Below are 19,649 nucleotides of genomic sequence, written 5' to 3'. Positions count from 1 at the left end.
TCGCATATATTATGAGAATGTTGTATCATAATATATGATACTATGAAGAATAAGGTAGTTTTCTTTCCGAGACTATTGGATAATGAAAAAGCCCTTCCCGGATAAACAGAAAGAGCTTTTACTTGGTAACCATAAAAGTTTATGGTTATATTTTCTTTTCGATAACGGCCTGTACTACATTTAATACATAGTCACCCAGTTTTTCGGATTCACCGACAAGGTCCATATAATAAACACCGTCCTGATACTGGTATTTCTTATTGTTGACATCTTCCATATTGTGTATCTTCAACTGGTTGCGATAATTGTTGATTTCGTTTTCAATGTTGTAAGACTGGTTGATATCGTCGTGAACGACTTCCTGCATGTGGAGGATTTCATTCATCCGGGTTAGGGCCTTTTCAAGCAGGGCGAACATCTGGTCGATGTTGTGGTTCTGCTCGTCGGTAAACTCGGATTTGCCTTCGTTGCGGCGTCTGATACCACGTGCCAGGTTGTTGCACGAGTCGGCGATACTTTCTATTTCCGTCACGGTACGCAACATGATACGGATCTCTTCCTTACCTTCAGAACTCAGGCGTCCTTCAGCAACGAATGTCAGATAGTTGGCAATCTCGATTTCCATACGGTCACTGATGTTCTCGTACTTTTCGATGCGACTGTATATCTTCAGGAAGTTGTCTTCGTTTTTCTCATAGAACAGGTCTTTAACCATGCCGAACATACGTTGTGTACGTTCTCCGAATACGGCAATCTCTTTCTTCGCCTGCATCAATGATAACTCGGAAGTGGAGAGCATACCGGAAGGAATATATTTCAACTGGAACTCTTCTTCGTCGCTTACGTTCTTCGGTTTGATCAGGGCTGAACAAACATATACGTAGAACTTCACGAACCAGATCATGATACAAACGTTTGTTATATTGAATACGGTATGGAACAGGGAAAGGCCGTAGGAAACGGATACCTGTAATGTGAGTAATTGCTTTTGCAAAGCGAGCAGGTGCGGGTCTGTGATCTGCGCGCTGGAAGTGATCAGGGAGATCGTCTTCGGATCGAGTGTGCTCAGGAACTGCGTCATCTCGTTCGGGTCGCCCGGGCCATAGTTTGTAACGATCCAGGTGATCATGCTGGTGAACGGATAGAACAGCGCCATCACCCAACATACCCCGAATACGTTAAACATCAGGTGGGCGATTGCAGCACGCCGGGCCGAAACGTTTGCCGAAATAGCTGCAATATTCGCTGTAATGGTTGTTCCGATATTTTCTCCCAGTACCATGGCTGCCGCCATCTCGAAAGGAATCCATCCCTGCGTACACATAATCAATGTGATGGCAACGGTAGCACTGGATGATTGAACGATAACTGTAAGAATGGTTCCTAAAAGGAGAAATATAAGGAGGGAAGGATATCCCAAAGAGGTATAATCTTGTAAGAAAGAAAGGATTTGAGGATTGCTTTGCAAGTCGGGTACTGAAGATTTCAGATAGGATAGCCCCATGAAGAGGAAAGCAAAACCCATTAAAAATTCACCCCATGATTTTCGTCTGCTCTTGCCGGAGAAGATCAGCGGAATACATAATCCGATGAGTGGCAGGGAGAAGACACTGATGTCGACTTTAAATCCGAAGAGGGAGATGATCCATGCCGTAACCGTCGTACCGACGTTGGCTCCCATGATGACGCTGATTGACTGGGTTAGCGTCAGAAGTCCCGCATTAACGAAACTGACAACCATCACGGTAGTGGCACTTGATGACTGAATGAGTGCTGTGATCAGAATCCCGGTCAGAACACCTGTAAATCGGTTAGTCGTCATTACCGAGAGAATGCTGCGTAACTTGTCTCCTGCGACTTTTTGCAGACCTTCACTCATTACTTTCATTCCGTATAGGAACATACCTAATGCTCCTACAAGCGTAAGAAAATCAAAAAAAGAATAGTCCATTTATATAAATTTAAGTGGATAAATATCCGATTAAAATGAATGTATGCATACTTATATTTTCTTCTCTATAACAGCCTGTACAACATTCAGGACATAATCTCCCAGCTTTTCAGCTTCGCTGACGATATCCATATAATATACCCCGTCCTGATACTGGTATTCCTTATTATTGATATCTTCTACATTATGTTGTTTCAACAGGTTGCGATAATTGTTTATTTCGTTTTCGATATTGTAAGACGGGTTGATGTCGTCGTGCGTCAACTCCGGCTTTTTCAGTATCGAGTTCATCTGATACAACGATTTCGTCACCAGTTCGAAAATCTTGTCTATGTTGTGGTTCTGTTTGTCGGTAAAGACAGACTTCCCTTCATTCCTGTGTTTGATGGTACGAGCCAGATTGTTACAGGAGTCGGCAATACTTTCTATTTCCGATACGGCACGTAGCATGATACGGATTTCTTCTTTACTTTCCGAACTCAGGCGGCCTTCTGCAACGAGGGTAAGATAGTTGGCTATCTCTATCTCCATATGGTCGCTGATGTTCTCGTATTTTTCAATCCGGTTATACGTTTTCATGAAGGTGTCCTCGTCCTTCTCGTAAAACACATCTTTTACCATGCTGAACATGCGTGTTGTCCGTTCGGCAAAAAGGGATATCTCCTTATTCGCTTGCAGAATAGACAATTCAGCGGTAGAAAGCAAACCTCCTGTGATGTAACGCAGGCGGTACTCTTCGTCTTCCGGCTTTGATTTGATCACTAAACAAACCAATCGTTCAATCGGTTTAATGAACCATATTAATATCAATACGTTGCAAATGTTAAATGCGGTATGGAACGCCGATAACATATAGGTGATAGCAATGTCTTTGGGCGTATTGGGAGCAAGGTAATTGACAAGATTCGTTACAGCGTCGATAAACGGGTGGAAGATGCAGAGCACCCAGATAATCCCGAAAAAGTTGAATATGAAATGGGCAAATGCCGCCCTTCGTGCCTGTGCATTTCCGGTGAGAGCCGCGATATTGGAGGTTACCGTTGTTCCGATGTTCTCTCCCATCACCAGCGCAATACCCAGATACAGGTCTAATACGCCGCTTGAACATAATATTAATGTAATAGCCATAACGGCCGCCGACGACTGTACCGCCATTGTTATAATGCCTCCGATCAGCAGGAACAACAACACGGAAAACATTCCCCATTCCTTGCAGGATGCGATAAAAGACAGGAGTACCTGATTGTGTTCCAGGTCCATGTGCATCGCATTCTCCCTCAAAGTCGTTAGTCCTAAAAACATAAAAGCGAACCCGAAAACGAATTCACCGAATGACTTGCGTCCGCTTTTTTTAGAGAATATTAAGGGGAGGGATAATGCAAACAGGGGATAAATGACATTGGACATATTAAACTGGAAACCGAAGACAGACATAATCCACGCAGTGACTGTCGTCCCTATATTGGCTCCCATAATAACGGATATAGCTTGTGTCAAGGTAAGAAGACCGGCGTTTACGAAACTAACGGTCATAACGGTGGTAGCGGTGGATGACTGGACAGCGGCTGTAACGAATGCTCCCGTGAGCAATCCGGTAAACCGGTTTGTAGTCATGGCGCCCAGGATATTACGCAAACGATCTCCTGTTAACTTCTGGAGACCTTCACTCATAACTTTCATTCCGTACATCAAAAGAGCCAGCGAGCCGAGCAGTTTAAGTACGGTAAAAATTGTATTATCCATCAAAAAATAGTTATACCTGGAAGTATATCCGATTAATATTCCTAACTTTAGGCAGCAAAACTACAAATAATAACTGATATAATATGTCTGAAACAATCACAATTTATTGCAAAAATAACAATACTTATAAAGAGGTACCAATCGGCTCCTCTTTATTGGATATTTATACGATGATGGGGGCGCCTCTGCGTTACCGCCCGATGAATGCAAAAGTGAATAACAAGGTAGAAGGCCTGAATTTCCATTGCTGGCATCCGAAAGATGTTGAGTTTGTGGATTATACACAGCTTTCCGGGTTGCGTACGTATGTCCGTTCCCTTTGTCATATTTTCTCAAAGGCGGTTAATGACGTGTTGCCTTCCGCAACATTAAATTTGGAACATCCGATATCGAAAGGTTACTACTGTGTAATCCATAATGGCAAAAAGATCGATCTTGAAACAATCGACAAGATCAAGAAGCGTATGCGTGAAATTATCGATGCTGATCTGCCTTTCCTGCATAAAACAGTCCGGACGGTGGATGCGGCTGTCCTTTTCCGTGAACGGGGAATGAATGACAAGGCGCGTCTGATCGAGACTGCCGGGATGCCTTACACTTCGTATTATGAACTGGATGGCTATATCAATTTCTTTTATGGCTGCCTGACGCCTTCCACCGGTTATATCCAGTTGTTCGATATCGTTCCGTATTTCGACGGGGTGTTGCTCCAGATACCGAAGAGAAGTAATCCGCTGGAACTGGAGCCGGCTATCACGCAGGATAAGATGTTCGAGGCTTATAAAGAGCATCTGACTTTGCAGCGCACACTGGATTTGAATAATGTGGGCGACCTGAACCGGGCTATCGAGAAGGGGCATACTTCCGAAATTATAATGGTTTCGGAAGCAATGCAGGAAAAACAGGTAGCCAAGATTGCGGAAGAGATTGCGAAGAGATATGAAGAAGGTGTCCGTATTGTTCTGATCTCGGGACCTTCGTCTTCCGGAAAGACAACTTTCTGTAAGCGTTTGGAAGTCCAGTTGATAACGAATCTGATCCATCCTGTGGCTATTTCGCTCGATGATTATTTCCTCAACCGGGAAGATACGCCGAAAGACGAGACGGGCGATTATGATTTTGAATCGCTTTATGCCCTCGATCTGCCTTATTTTAACAGCGAGATGAAGGATTTGTTGGCGGGGAAAGAAATAGAAGTGCCTACTTTTGATTTCGGTACGGGTAAACGTATCTATAAAGGTAAGAAACTGAAGATGCGTGAAAATTCAGTCCTGGTGATTGAAGGTATCCATGCGTTGAATCCGGAACTGACATCCATGATCGAAGACATATATAAATACCGGGTGTATGTTTCCGTCCTGACATCCATCTCTTTGGATAACCATAACTGGATACCGACTACCGATAACCGTCTGTTGCGTCGTATCATTCGTGATTACCGTTTCCGCGGTTATTCGGCCAAAGACACGATTGCCCGCTGGCCGAGTGTGCGCCGGGGAGAGGACAAATGGATTTTCCCTTATCAGGAAAATGCGGATGCCATGTTCAACAGTGCCATGCTGTATGAGTTGGCGGCTTTGCGCAAATTTGCCGAACCGATCCTGGCCGAAGTACGTGAGAGCGATGAAGAAAACGCAGAAGCCTACCGCCTGTTGCGTTTCCTCCGTTACTTTAATTATATTCCGGACGTCGGCCTGCCCGGCACTTCGCTTTTACGCGAGTTCCTGGGGGGAGGAAGTTTCCGGTATTAAGAAATGAATATATTTCTTAATGCATACAGACTGTTGTTGTCGTTGTCCGGAAACCAGCAAAGCGGACGGTTGACGTAAGGAGCCAGATAATAGCGTAACTCCTTCGGAAAACGGTTGTAAGGAACAATGTCCGTGAGTGTTGGTGCCTGATGAGCGTATACATGATATAATCCGTCATCCAAATGCAGTGCTTTTGGACGGATATGATGTTTTATAACCCGGATCAGTGAATATGGTATCAGTTGCATAACTCTTTTCATAAGGCTGATCTCCGGGTTCATCCGGTAATCAAACGGAATGGATAGCAAAGGCTCTTCATACAGTCCGTCTTGTTCGCATTTATATAGAAAATTACGATATAGTTTATAATCCAGATGTAGCGACTGCCAATACGTTACCAATTCCTGGTCCCATAACGGTGTCCTCCAGTCGAAGCCAAAGTATTCGTATACACGTACGCTGTTTAGCAGGAATTTGCAGTGCCATTCCTGCCACATATAATACTCTGTAAAATTGTTGGGAGGAAGCGGTGTGTGGTTCATCATATCCAGAAGTTCTTCATATAGAACAGGGCTGCGCTGTTTGTAACTCCATTGGTTGAAGCTATATTTTAAATAATCGATAATGCCTTTGGCTGATTTAATTTCACTGATACCTCTCAGGCATTGGGAGCCGGTGATGAAATCGTACGTATGTCCTGGTACAAAAATATCGTCAGGATGCAGAATACCCTTACTTTTTAATTCGGATACTGCTAATAAGTCTTGAATATGCGGATTGCTCACTCCATTAAAAGCAAAGTCGAAATAATTATTAAAGTCTGCGCTTTTCCGGAGTTTTCCCCATTTTTCTGCGTTGTATTCCACATAATACCAAGGGTATCCCAGTGCCTCCGCAACTTGTTTACTTAATGAAGACTGGCGGTTGCCGGCTTCTCCATATGTGAAACAGATAATATTCTTAACTCCAAGTTTATGCATCTGGTTGATTACCATGCGAGAATCATGTCCTCCACTGAGAGGTATGACCCAATTGTGCACATTGGGGGCACTGTCCAGCATTCTTTGGAAAATATGTGTAAAAATGATATTCTGTTTCTTAGCCTCTTCAGTTGGAATAAGGTGCTGTTTGTCCGTCGTATTCAATTTGTATATGAAATAACGTTTACGTTTAATTTCCGGTTCTTGCCCGGATAGTTGTACGATTTCTGAGGCTTGTATTCCGTAAATATCTTTGAATACTGTATGTTCACCCCAAGCCAGACTGGATAAAAGGAATATTTCTGCCTGGCGGAGATCCACTTCCGGTTGGATCTTATAGTCGCGGAATAGGGACAAAAGATCATCTGTAATGTAAGTAACTCCGTTTATTGTTGTATAAAGTATCGGATATGATCGGGTCCGGTCTGCTATCAGATATATTTTTTCATTACATTCAATGATCAGGGCAAAACTACCGTTTAGTTCATTAATCAGTCTGCCGGCTTCTTCCATATCGAATGTATCCTTGTTGACGAGAGAAATAATCTGTTGATGAAACTCTTCTCCCGAATAGCATTTATTCTGCCTGGAAGCCCATCCTATAGTATGAACTGAGTTCCCTGTTGTCCAGTTGTTACGATATAATTTAATCTGAGTATTCATGATTTTTTATTCGTTAATGAATGAAACAATGGGGCAATAACCGCCCAATAGTCTAATTTGAATAATTTACTGCTTAATATGAGTAGCACATAGAATGCCATAAATGTAATCATCAGAATTATTAATGGCGGGTATGATTTTACAAAAGGATAAACAGTGTATTGAATTATAGTAAGTACAACGGCAGAGTGGATAATCGCTTTACCAAGGAATTGCAGGATATTTTTAGTAAACACAGTGATGTGCAATTTATATTTTATATAGATATAAAAGGCGATAACGAGTAAGATTGTATTTGCTATGGAAACCCAGGCGATTGTTACCGGCGAGGGATAAAGATATATGGCAATAGCTTCGGACACCCATATGGATATGGCTGATAAGAAGTAAAAAGAAGAATATACTTTCAACTTTCTAAGTGCCAGCAAAATAGGTAGAAAAGGATATACGTTGATGAAATTACTTAACAATATGATCCGGAAATAGATTGCGGAGTTCGCATAATCTTTTCCGTAGATGAAAACGACAATTTCTGTAGCAAAGAATAAGCAGAATGTCAGTAGCGGATATAATAATAAACAAGTCTTTTTTATTGCGTTCTGCCATGATTGGATTGCTTCTTCGAATCCTTTTGGAGTATTGACTTTGGAGAATAACGGTATAAGGACTGTCAATACAGACCCTGATACCATGGTGGCTAAAGGAAACTGGATGAAGCCATTGGCAAATTCGGCAAAGACAACTTCTCCGAAATAACGACTGATGAAAAACTGGTCGGCAGCGGTGAATAACATCAGTGAAAGATCTGCACTCATTAATGGAATGGCATAATAAACAACATCCCGGATATGCAAGGTCGATTTTTGGGGAATAAAGCCTCTGTATGGTTTATAGATAAGAAAAAAGGCTACTATCAACATACAAAAGGATGAAACAACCAATCCCTGGAGTGCAACCAGGCAGTTTGCTTTATAAAAGATTACGGGAAGAGTGATGCAGCATAAGATTGTAATCCTGGAAATGACTGTGTACATTGCCAGGTAATAACTTTTCTGTTCACACATATAAATGCTTTCCATCGCAAAAGTAGGTAATAACAGGAGCGGGATCGGGGCATATATTTTAAGAGCCTCATCCAAAGCGGGGTTTTTTAGTATGGAAGCAATCAGAGGAGATCCGAAATATAAAGATAAAGAGAAAATAAGTCCTAACAGAATGAAAGCTGTTTCGAACCGATTGATAAGATGTTTCCCTTCACTCTTGGTTAGTTTGGGTAAAAAGTAAGTCAGTGTTTCCGGCAGTCCGGCAGCAAATATAAGAGAGAAGGAAGCATAAATATACATCACCTGTTTGTATGTTCCATAATCTTCCTTTGTGAGAAAACGGGATAATATTGCTGCGCTGATAAATGCCAGGGCAAAAGAACTAAGTTTACCGAAGCCTAGCCAGAAGGCTTGTACGATATTCCTTTTATCTCCTATCAATCCTGTCATTTTACGTTATTTGAAGATTATCCAGTAAACGGACATACGTATCGATCGCCTCCCTGATCTCCATCAGGCCGATATACTCGTCTGCCGCATGCGAACGGGCGGAGTTTCCCGGGCCTATCTTGACGGAAGGGAACGGCATGAGTGCCTGGTCGCTGAGCGTGGGCGAACCGAACGGCTCTTTTCCCATCATGATGGCTCTTTGTACAAACGGGTGATCCAGTTCCGTACGGGTTGAGTTCAAACGGAAACTGCGTGCTTTTACCTCACATTTCACTTGCTCTTTGATCAGCTCGAACAGTTTTTCATTGGGGTAAAATTCATTTGTACGTATATCGACCGTGAATTCGCAGCGGTCGGGAACAACGTTGTGTTGTGTGCCGGCATGGATAATTGTAACGCTCATTTTTACCGGTCCGAGGAAATCACTCTTCTCCGGAAACTGATAGGTGTTGAACCATTCAATATCTTTTATAGCCAATGTGATAGCATTGATTCCTTCATTACGGGCAGCATGACCAGCTTTTCCGGTTGCTACGCAATCAAGGACCATCAACCCTTTTTCGGCAACGGCTGGCTGCATGCCGGTCGGTTCTCCGACGATGGCAAAAGCGATGGGCGGAAGGTCTGCCAGTGCACTTTCCAATCCGTTCTTTCCTGATACTTCCTCCTCGCAGGATGCCAGGAAAATCAGATTATAAGCCTGTTCTTTACCGGTCAGTAGTGTGAAAGCCGAATACAGGGAAACAACGCTTGCTCCGGCGTCATTGCTGCCCAGGCCGTATAACTTTTCATCTTCGCTCTCTTCGGGATTGAAAGGGTCTTTCGTCCAGCCGGAGGCCGGTTTTACGGTGTCGATATGTGAGTTCAGCAACAGTGTTGGTTTATTCAGGTCGAAACCGGGAGAAACGATCCATAGATTATTCCCTTTACGGTGTACCGTATGTCCTGCAGCTTGCCATGTCTGTTGTAAAAAGTCGGCTACAGCCGCTTCATCCCGGCTGAAAGAGGGACGGCTGATCATCCCTTTCAAAGTATCTATTGCTTCGTAGTAAAGTTCCATCTATTCAGATTATTGAATTTTGTTACCGGTTGTATCTCAATTCCCCTCTTGAGAGGGGGCAGGGTGTGTGTCACATTCCGTCAATAGCCTGTCCACCGTCTCCCTGTCATGTCCGAGTTGTTCTATCAGTTTTTCCAGGGAATTAAATTTGACATCCCCCCGTACATAATATATAAACGCAACAGTTATTTCATTATTATAGATATCTCCGGAGAAGTCCAGTATATTCACTTCCAGTGTAATATTGTCGCCATTCTGAAGCGTAGGACGGTCGCCGATGTAGAGCATCCCTTTATATTTCTCTCCTTTCAGATAGACCCACACTGCATAAACCCCGATCCCCGGTACAATTTTAAAAGGTTCGTCCACCTGTATATTGGCTGTTGGAAATCCCAGTTTTCGGCCGACTTTGTAGCCGTTTACAATCGTTCCCCGCAATTGATAAGGGTAGGTGAGTAACCGGCCGGCATCTTCTACATTACCGTCTGTCAATAATTTCCTGATTTCGGAAGAACTTACAGCCGTACGTCCTTCGTCGTAAGGCGATGCTTTGATAACTTCCATCCCGCAGACTGCTCCATAAATAACATACTGCTCAAAACCGTCTTTCCGGTCATGGCCGAAACGATGGTCATAACCGATCAGTAAGGCGGCTACATGTAATTTCTCCGCCAGTATGGAACTGATAAATTCCTGTGCCGTTAGGCGGGATAGCTCCACCGTGAAGTCGAGGACGATGCAGTAATCTATGCCGGTGGTAGCCAGTTGTTCCAGTTTTTCCTCAAATGAATTAAGTAATTTGGGCTGATAATCCGAATGCAATACGGCACGCGGATGCTCCGGAAAGGTAATAACGGCCGAAGGCAGGCCTTTCGTCTTCGCGACTTCCTTCAGTTCATTGATCAGGAACCGATGTCCCAGATGAACTCCGTCGAAGAAACCGATGGTGGCAACCAGTCTTTTCCCTTTTAATAAATTCGTATCTCTGATAACGATCATTTTCTTTCTATTCATTCAATGAAAAGGCAAAAGTACATAAAACCAATGGAAATTAGTCGTACATTTGACCTGATTTATTAACAGACATCTCTGAGTATTAGTTATGAAAAAAGTCTTTTATCTTCTGATTTGCCAGCTTTTATCCGTCTCCTATCTCTTTGCCGATGGTGTGCAGACTGAGAACAGAACGGTGATTTTCACACCTTCCGGTGGTGAAAAGGTTCATTTGTTAACTCCCGGAAGCAGTGTTTCCGAAACAGTTTCGTTTAAACAGGAAGCCTATCCTGTACGTAGACTCCTTCGTGTTGTCGGCGGAGTAAAAATGCCGGCTCCTTTTGAAAAAAGGGGAGAGGAAATGTTCAGGCGGTCGGAATTTTATATCGACGACAATCTGGATTCCGTCCATGTGAAGAAAGATAAGTATTCCTTATATTTTAAAGGAGAAGATAATAACTTCGAGCGGCATGCCTATTACCGTATTTCGGGTGACTTGCTGAAACCCGGTGAACTGACGGTGACTTTGCCGGTTGTGAAACGTCAGGACCTGTCCGTTTCTGCGGGTGGTGACTTTGGTGTACAGATAGAATTGTTTTATAAAAAGCCAGGACGCTATAAAGACGATATTTACGACTGCCCGGATTCGCTGCTTTACTTCCCGGTACCCGCAGGCTCCGGCAAATATCAACAAGTAACGCAAACATTCGTGCTTCCTGATAACGTCGCATGTGCCTTTTTACGTATCGGGGGAACTCATTTCAGCGGTGAGTGCTGGGTGGAGGCACCCCGGTTGGTGCAGAACAAGAAACAGGTCTGCTCCATACCTTTTGCTAAGTTTGCCGATAAGACAGACGATTATAACTACTGGACCGGTTGTAACCTTTCTACCCGCAGCTGGCCGCGTTGGAAACTGGATTTCAACGGTACGACTGTTTACGAAGGAAATATTTTCGACAGAGCTTCTGATATAGCGGACTTTTATATCCTTCTGCCTGCATCCGTGCAGGGTAACGGCGATTTGAAACTGACTTTGCTCAAAGAGGATAACCGTGCAGCGTATTCTTATGAACTCCGTTCGCTGGAGATTATCGAAGAGAGTGCCCGTGATTTTGAAGTTGTTTCCGTGCCTGAATATGTTTCTGCCGGAGCGGCTTTCGGTGTACTGGTAGAAACGAATAAGCCGGATGTCCGTTTGAAGGTACAGGCTCCGTCTTCTGTTATCCCGGCGTCTCAGGAAGTGGTATTAAAAGAAACAGGTTTGCACGTGATTGAGTTTCGTGCCGGCAATTATGCTTCCGCCGTTCCGATGATTTTTGATGACGGAAGCCGTAAAGCGGAAGTAACAATTCGTCAGATAATAGAAAAGGAACCGGATGAGGTTTACATTTCTTCCGGGGATGAGATTTATATAGATAAGGAATATGCGCCTTATGATTATTTCTTTAAATGGTATATCTCCCAGCGGGTCGGAAACTGGTATCAGTTCCGTCCTTCCTATCAGTGGAGCGGTTTCCGCGTTGCCCGTCCCGAAGTTATCCGTCATTATACCGGTTTGCTGAATAAGCTCCGGGTTCCTTATGCCTGGCAGGTAGAAGGCCGTACATTGGCCGGTAAACGTATCAATCCGGATTTGGAAACATTGGCTTCCCCGATGTTCCGCGGAAAGCAGGCGCACGAAAATGACGGCGGTTATTATTACTGGCAACATTTCCTGTATCAGGGAGTCTTCTCGGATATGGCTGCCCGTAACCGTCCTTACGGCGGTATTTTTGCTAAACATCGCCCGATTTATACTGACCACGGAACCTTTATCCATTATGACCCGTATGGTGTCAAGGATATGGCCGACGGTGCCCGCAAGCTGGTTGAGAATTTCCGTTACTCAAAAGGAGAGAGTAGCCGCCATACAGGTCCTTCCACGTTGTTCCGTTATTTATATCAGGCAGGCTATAACTGGTTGGGAGCCGAGCAGATGTACGGTCCTGAAGAAATTATCCTGTCTTCATTGCGCGGTGCTTCACGTGCTTACAGCAAGCGGGATTTCGGAACGTTGCATGCTATGCAATGGGGTTCAGGACCTTTTACCGACCCGAAACATTCTTTACGTTTGTATATGTCGCTTGCCGTAGCCTATATGCATGGTTCTTCCCATATGAATACGGAAGAAGCCTTGTGGTTGGACGAGTATGCCAACGACCGTTATTCCCAATCGGGCAAAGAGCATTTATATGCACAGCATCGTGTGCTGGATTTCATAGAAACACATACCCGTCGCGGCGAATTGAAAAGTAACGTCGCTGTTATCCAGGGAAGGAATGATGCCTGGAAATCGTTCGGTCGCGGCAGCTTATGGTCACAGAAGGGTGACAAGTGGCAATTTAATAAGGCAACGGAAAGTTTTGACCTCCTGAAAGTCTTCTATCCCAATAATATCGTGGATGGTTGCGGTCCTAACGGTTGGTTCACCTCTACGCCTTACGGGACTATCGACATTCTGCCTATCGAGGCTCCGCAAGATGTGATGAATAAATATAAGGCAATGGTATTCCTCGGTTGGAACAGTTTCGATGAAAGCGACTTCCTCCGCATCCGCAACTATGTATTTGACGGCGGAACGCTTGTCCTGACGGCCGCCCATCTGAATGCCGAACTTCAACCCGACCAACCGGCAAAGTTCCCGACTAACGATGCGGTCATCCGTGAAATGTTGGGTGATAATTACAAGTCTTTGAATGGAAAGACCGTTATCCCGTTCGGATCAGGAAAGATCATCTACTTCCCGCAAGCTGCTTATCCGGCAGAATCGTCTTTGAGAAGCCAGTATGAAGAAACAATGCGTGAGTTAGCTACGGAAACCGTGAACAAGGAACTTCCCTCCGGTTGGATCGAATCTGCTCCGTCTGTAGGTTTTACTGTTTGGGATAACAAAGACCATCGCACGATTTATCTGCTGAACACCGACTGGCAAAGTGCTGAACAGCAACATACGGCAACCTTCGTCTATAACGGAAAGAAATTCCCTGTTGATGTCAGACGTTATCATATCGAAACTGTTCATTGCGCTAACGGTTTAGCGATTAATCCCGGTAGTAATACGACGGATATTTTAAGCATAAATAAAGAAGGTAACAGTTGGAAAGTAACCGTACAGAATACGGAGAAAGATACAATCCGTTGTTTTAATGCAGAAACAGGAACGACAACCACTGTTGTGCTGGATAGCCCTTCTGTTCATGTGATTACGGTTGGGTATTGAAAAATAAGGTATCTCTGTCAAGTTGATTTAAAATAGAATATCCTCCGATGAAACCGGAAAGAAACCGATTCATCGGAGGATATTTATACCTGAGCATTTGTAGAACAAGTTCACTCAAGCCTCTGTTAAATAAACGCAGACTTAGTTATTCTTCTTATCTTTCTCTATTTTCCTCAAAAGATATTCCACATTAATAAAATGCCGGGTGTATTCCGTATGCATCCTTCTTACAACCGAACTGGCTGCTGCCATCTGAGCAAGGAACTGTAAATGTTTTCCCAAAGAAACATTCACTTCCATCCGTTCTTTCTTTTGTATGGTATCCTGTACGGAATAGGCACCACAAGCCATTTGTATTTCCGGCATTCCCTCATCCCAGGCATGCTGTGTATACTTGCAAAGTATTCCGAGATTTTTCTTTAAATCTTTGCGAAGGATACTTAGCACTTCAAAATCATTGTGATTGGCAGAACAGGCATTCGGATTAACCAGACGGGCAAATTTAAGGTAAAATTCTTTCAATTCTTCTTCGGAAAAAGGAGATGGGTTGCCACTTGTTTTTTGCATCTTTTCACTTTGTTGGACAGTTAACAATTCTGTTTCCATACATATTAATATTAGATGTGAAGGCGAAGATTTTCTAAATATAAGAGCGGTTCCGCCTGTCCCGTTGCATTTCCTACCTCAGGCAGAGTAGATGCATTAACATTCTACACGGGGGTACGGAACCGCCATATAGAATGCTCGTGAGCGGACATAAAAATGCCCGCCACGGAAATTGGCAGGTTTCCCCGCCTGAGATATAGGAAATGCATGACAAATGTACGATAATAATTAAAGGATGCAATAAAATACACTTCAAAATTTGTAGATGAATTGATACTGGTAGTAGAGATACTTATAGCAGTTAGAGCTTTTAGGATAAGTCTCGATGCAAATAATTTCAATTCTGATAAAATATGAACAACTTTCTCTGATAGTCCTAAATTGACAAAATGCTATATAAGGTACCTTCTGAATAAGCTGTATGGGGTGGTATTTTGTACAGTTAGCTTTTATGCGACTGTGGGGAAGGATGGAATGTGCAAAAAGTCGGAATAATGGTGTGATATGCGTTATAATAATATCGTATTACACATGGCGGATGCTATCTGCTGTATTGATGGTGATTTTGCAAAATAAAAGATATTGGAAAAGTATCTGTGATATTCCTTGTTTCAGAAATAAAACATGCTCTTTAGCATGAAAATATCCCCTCGAAAATTCGAAAAATGAGTTTTTTTCTTGTTTTATTAACGTTTTTTTAGCTTATGTCGAGTAAATTTTCAACCATAATAAAAATATACTTCATTTAAAACGAATATAAATTCCGTTTTAAATGAAGTATATTTTGCTTGAAGAACAGATAAAGTCGGATGCTTTGTTAATAAATGTATATAAAATTATCCTAGATAGGCAATATGGATGAATATACTGGTTGTTTAAATAAGTGTTTTGCTATCATAAAGACATCTAATCGTTTGATTTGATAGAATAATGATATATTGATAATCAATTGAAAGCCGACATAACTGTTATTTGTGAGTCAACTGTCAACTTCAGAAATGTTTCATTTCTGATAAAAATAACCCTGATAAACCCTTTTAACGGGTATATTCAAAGAGGATGAACTCTTTGGGACAGTTTACTTTTTATCCGGGAATAACTTTTGTATTTCATACTCTGCGTTGTGTCCGGGGAAATTATCGTCGACCACATTCCCATCCCGATCCAGCATGACATAACGAGGTATGCCATTGAATTTGAATAGTTGACGCAGATAGTTGTATTCATCTTCCGGCAAACGGAACAAGTTGTCACCCATATCATTTTCCGAAATAAATTTATTGTAAGACTCTTCCGGAGAACCGCCTGTATCTGTAATATAGACAAAGGCGAGGTCCGGACTTCCTTTATATTTGTCTCTTAGTGGCTGCATATGTTTAATGCCGTAAATACAAGGTCCGCAGGTAGTAGCCCAAAAGTCGACTAAAACGAATTTTCCTTTGTGCGGGTCTGTCATTTTACGGAAAATATCCGTGGCCTTCCCATCCGGAAGTTTATAGGCTTGTTTTTCTCCTTCTGGAAATTTCTTGGCATACATACGCATCGTTTCTTCTTTCAGGAAAGGCTCTGAGATACTGTTGTTTATTTCTTCAGCCAGCAAATGTCCTTCTTTGGGTGTAAGCATCTCTAGTGCATAATTCAGCGAACGGGTTTTTGCAATCTCAAACAGCAGACCGGGCGTGACTTGCAATTCATTCCGTAAGACAGAATCTTTGCGTAACCATCCCTTGCTAAACATTTCAAGCTTATTCTCGGGGGTGAATGTCATATCTGCGTTGTTGAAAGGTCCCATATATTCATAACGGTTGATGAAAGAACTGAACATATTCGAGACAAGTAAACTTTTGTCGTTACTATTTATCTTCGGAAGGAAGTTATAATAATCATCCGGAATCGGTTGTTTCAGGATTTCATTGGTAGAGTCCTGAGAGGCGTAATACCTTCGTGTCATAACATAATCAAACAAAGCTCCGTAAAATGATAGAAGTATTTTATTTTTCAGTAATTGCTGGCCTTTGATTGAAATAGTATTTTGTTTCAGCTTTTCTGCCAGTGAGTTATCAGCCTCTTTCAAAGCGTTCAATTGCTGTTGTTTAAATTCCGCCGGGGCAAGAGTTTTTAGTTGCTTTTCGAAATTCCGATAATTGAAAGTATTCACTTTAAACTTGTTAAGTTCTTTGTTTATTCCGGCTGAGGCTCCTTTGAAATCTATGTTTTTAAACTCATACCGGCGATCGCGATATCGGTCTGCCATCAGGAAGTCTTCCCAGTCGAGAGAAATAAATAAGGTTTCTCCCGGTTCGATATAAAATGGAATGGAAGTCCTTTTGAAAGAGATATAACCTTCCCAGGGATGATTTAAAAGAAAGTCAGCTTCGAAACGTCCGTCAGGATGGATTTGTATGACAGTCGGATAGTCTTCGCGGGTTAGTTCGTTACCAGTATAAATCATGCCGGTACTGAAGCCGGCTCTGGGATCGTATCCTTTTAGAAAACCGCGTAAATGGGCTGTGTCTTTCCGGAAGAAGTCGGTTCCGTAACCGGTCGACGGATCAGCTTCTGCTGCCAGCTGCTTTTCCATATCTTCCCATGTCCCGTATATGCTTTCTTCCACCGGTTTCTTTTTCTGATCTTTTGTTTTTTTCAGTGAGATTCCGAAGATTGAACCTTCTCCAGTATCTGATTCGATATAATCGAATTTCTTCATTTTTTTATCGAAAGGAGGAAAGATCAGGACAAATGTGGAGTCGCCGGAATCAGGCATAAATGTTTTTTTACCGAACTCGGTTCCTTCGATTCCGGTCGGAAAATATTTCTTTCCGGTATCCGCATCTTTGATGTAAGTAGTACTGTCGAAAGAAATCCACCAGTGGGGAATAAATTCGCAATGTACTTGTACCCGTGTGTTTTCTTTGTTTCGCTCTATCTGAGTGATCGTATTGATACCTGTGCTTTTAAATTCATAAGCAGGGTTTTCAATGACGCGTTGGGCGAATGCTGTATGGCTGAGACCCAGAAGTAAGAATAGGATGACTGTTTGTTTTTTCATATCGGAATGTTTTAAATGTTATCCTTTCGTTAATTTATAAGGCTAAAGATAGGTTTTAGTAGTTATAAACAGCTTGTTTGGGTATGGTATTATTCTGTTTTTATCCTATTTTATTGTTTACTATGGGGGCTTTAACAGATATTTTATCTTTTAGTTGCTTGCTGCCTTTGAATTTTAATTCCTGTAGTTGAATATTTTGATGGATGGTTGCTATTGCCCCGATTAGTGTACAGATTGGAGGATTCAATAATTTTTTCGGCAGATGTATATAGGTGTTTTATAAAGGGTATAGCGTTAAAATAGAGTTGGGACAGGGCGTTTTCCGAGATTTTTAATAAGTTTGCAAAATGGAAGTAAAAGATCAGACGACAAATTGTTATCAGCGCATATATATGGAATATGCGCCTATGTTGCTTCGTTTTGCGGGCAAGTTTGTCTCCGGATTCTTTGCAGAGGATATTGTGCATGATGTTTTCCTGAAATTATGGGATAAGCAGGTTTTCCTTCTTCCTGATGACGATTTGAAAAGGATTCTTTTTGTAGCTGTGCGTAATGCCTGCATCGACCATCTGCGTCGTTCTAACATGGAGCAGGAGATACTTGACCGCCGTGCTGTACAGCTAAAATTGGAAGAACTGGATTATTTCGAATCGTCCGACGAACTTTTCATGCGGAAAGATTTGTTGGAGCTTCTAATGAAGAAAGTGACGGAATTACCAGAACGAAGCCAGGAAATATTCCGTCTCTCTTATCTGAAAGGAATGAAAGCTGCTGAGATCGCTGAACAACTGGGTTTATCTGTCCGTACGGTAGAGAACCAATTGTATCGTTCCTTGCTTTACCTCCGTAAGCACTGTTCTCATTTATTCTTTTATCTTTTTACCTTGATTTAAAAGGGGGCATTTTTTTATTTTAAAAAAAGTTTGTTTTCGTGTGAGTACTTTTCATGTCCCATTCGTTATAAGTTCATAAAGGACTAAGTCACTAAAGACGACGAATTACAGGGAAAAAGTATGGAACATGATTATACAGAGTTAGTTATAGGTTACTTGCAAGGTAATCTTTCCAAAGAAGAAACAGACCTTTTTTACGATTGGGTGAATGAGAGTGCCTCCAACAAAGAGACATTCTTTGAAATCAAAGCAATATATGATGCCGGTCTGTTTTTAGGAAAACCGTTGGATACGGCTTCCAGCTGGCACCGTTTGCTTAATAAAAAGAAAAATTCACAAACTCGCCGGTTCAATCTTTGGTACCAAATAAGTAGCTATGCAGCGGTGGCCCTGATAGCTGTGGCGATTAGTTCTGTTTTCTTTTTATTTATCCGTGATGACGACAAGACTTTATATTCTAAGTATATAGGAGGTGACGGCCTGGAGGCAGATGTAATAGAGTTACCAGATGGTACACATGTTAGTCTTGGCTCAAAAACGACTTTCCATTATGATAAGAATTTTGGAAAAGATAAACGTATTGTATATCTGGAAGGTGAGGCATATTTTGAAGTCGCCAAACAAAAGAATAAACCTTTTATTGTAAAGACAAAAGAACAGGATATCGAAGCCCTTGGAACCAAGTTCAATGTAATGGCTTATCCAATGGATTCTATGACAATCACTACGTTGCTGGAAGGATCAGTTCGTCTGACAACAATGCATATTGCTAAACAAACGATATTGGAATCCAACCAGCAGTTTGTATATAACCGGAATACAGAATCTGCTATCCTTCGAAAAGTGGATGCCCGGCAATTTGTATCGTGGACTTCCGGTTATTATTATTTTCATGAACAAAGTCTAAAAGCAATTTTAGATCGTCTTAGTCACGTTTATGGTGTAGAGTTTGCTGTAAGTTCTAAGACATTGAATAAGCGTACTTTCACCGGAACTTTCTATCGGGGACAGAGTATTAAAGATATTATGGAAATAATAAATTTATCTATTCCGGTCAAATATAAGATTGACGACCATCATGTGACGATTTCGGAAAGATAAGTTATAAGAGTAGTTAACTTTTAAATTCAATAGTATGAATGGATAACGTAAGTAATTAAAAAAGAAGGGAAAAAATATCTTGCCGGATATTCTTTTCTAAAGTATGT

At 42.1% G+C, this 19,649-nt stretch carries 12 protein-coding genes; 4 read left to right on the top strand and 8 right to left on the bottom strand.

Features of this window, described 5'->3' with window-relative positions:
* Window positions 1–145 precede the first annotated feature (145 nt).
* Both DWW91_RS03620 and DWW91_RS03615 read right to left on the bottom strand, forming a co-directional pair.
* Entirely contained in the window at window positions 146–1,951 is a 1,806-nt protein-coding gene (locus tag DWW91_RS03620) for a Na/Pi cotransporter family protein (RefSeq protein WP_122326977.1), read from the bottom strand.
* A 51-nt stretch (window positions 1,952–2,002) separates the two neighbouring features.
* The gene (locus DWW91_RS03615; RefSeq protein ID WP_122326976.1) at window positions 2,003–3,694 is read right to left on the bottom strand and encodes a Na/Pi cotransporter family protein; all 1,692 of its coding nucleotides are present in this window, start codon (window positions 3,692–3,694) and stop codon (window positions 2,003–2,005) included.
* Window positions 3,695–3,777: 83 nt separating this feature from the next.
* Here DWW91_RS03615 and DWW91_RS03610 point away from each other — a divergent pair, with 83 nt between their 5' ends.
* Entirely contained in the window at window positions 3,778–5,445 is a 1,668-nt protein-coding gene (locus DWW91_RS03610) for a nucleoside kinase (RefSeq protein ID WP_122326975.1), read from the top strand.
* Here DWW91_RS03610 and DWW91_RS03605 read toward each other — a convergent pair.
* From DWW91_RS03605 to ribF, 4 genes are read right to left on the bottom strand one after another with little or no spacing between them, the layout of a single operon-like run.
* Window positions 5,442–7,088, bottom strand: coding sequence for an asparagine synthase C-terminal domain-containing protein (locus DWW91_RS03605; RefSeq protein WP_122326974.1), 1,647 nt, complete (start codon window positions 7,086–7,088; stop codon window positions 5,442–5,444). The two genes, DWW91_RS03610 and DWW91_RS03605, sit on opposite strands and share 4 nt — an antisense overlap.
* Window positions 7,085–8,581: an oligosaccharide flippase family protein gene (locus DWW91_RS03600; protein ID WP_122326973.1), complete on the bottom strand. Its 1,497-nt coding sequence runs from the start codon at window positions 8,579–8,581 to the stop codon at window positions 7,085–7,087. The genes DWW91_RS03605 and DWW91_RS03600 overlap by 4 nt, the downstream gene beginning before the upstream one ends.
* Window position 8,582: 1 nt before the next feature.
* Window positions 8,583–9,641, bottom strand: coding sequence for a M20 family metallo-hydrolase (locus tag DWW91_RS03595; RefSeq protein ID WP_122326972.1), 1,059 nt, complete (start codon window positions 9,639–9,641; stop codon window positions 8,583–8,585).
* Between the two features lie 36 nt (window positions 9,642–9,677).
* The gene (ribF, locus tag DWW91_RS03590; protein WP_122326971.1) at window positions 9,678–10,640 is read right to left on the bottom strand and encodes a riboflavin biosynthesis protein RibF; all 963 of its coding nucleotides are present in this window, start codon (window positions 10,638–10,640) and stop codon (window positions 9,678–9,680) included.
* A gap of 103 nt (window positions 10,641–10,743) precedes the next feature.
* Between ribF and DWW91_RS03585 the strand changes: the two genes are divergently transcribed.
* Entirely contained in the window at window positions 10,744–13,893 is a 3,150-nt protein-coding gene (locus tag DWW91_RS03585; RefSeq protein WP_122326970.1) for a hypothetical protein, read from the top strand.
* Between the two features lie 141 nt (window positions 13,894–14,034).
* Here DWW91_RS03585 and DWW91_RS03580 read toward each other — a convergent pair whose 3' ends face one another.
* Both DWW91_RS03580 and DWW91_RS03570 read right to left on the bottom strand, forming a co-directional pair.
* The gene (locus tag DWW91_RS03580) at window positions 14,035–14,499 is read right to left on the bottom strand and encodes a hypothetical protein (RefSeq protein WP_129698021.1); all 465 of its coding nucleotides are present in this window, start codon (window positions 14,497–14,499) and stop codon (window positions 14,035–14,037) included.
* 1,078 nt (window positions 14,500–15,577) lie between these two features.
* Window positions 15,578–17,548: a TlpA disulfide reductase family protein gene (locus DWW91_RS03570; RefSeq protein WP_122326968.1), complete on the bottom strand. Its 1,971-nt coding sequence runs from the start codon at window positions 17,546–17,548 to the stop codon at window positions 15,578–15,580.
* Window positions 17,549–17,895: 347 nt separating this feature from the next.
* Between DWW91_RS03570 and DWW91_RS03565 the strand changes: the two genes are divergently transcribed.
* Window positions 17,896–18,441, top strand: coding sequence for an RNA polymerase sigma-70 factor (locus tag DWW91_RS03565; protein ID WP_046146011.1), 546 nt, complete (start codon window positions 17,896–17,898; stop codon window positions 18,439–18,441).
* Window positions 18,442–18,561: 120 nt separating this feature from the next.
* Window positions 18,562–19,542 (top strand): FecR family protein, encoded by a 981-nt coding sequence (locus DWW91_RS03560; RefSeq protein ID WP_122326967.1) that lies wholly within the window; start codon window positions 18,562–18,564, stop codon window positions 19,540–19,542.
* Window positions 19,543–19,649 lie beyond the last annotated feature (107 nt).

Source organism: Parabacteroides sp. AF17-3, assembly GCF_003635445.1.
In the GTDB taxonomy this organism is placed as follows: Bacteria; Bacteroidota; Bacteroidia; order Bacteroidales; family Tannerellaceae; genus Parabacteroides; species Parabacteroides goldsteinii.
Note: the sequence above shows the minus strand (reverse complement) of the source record. Positions and strands in the feature narration are given on the sequence as shown.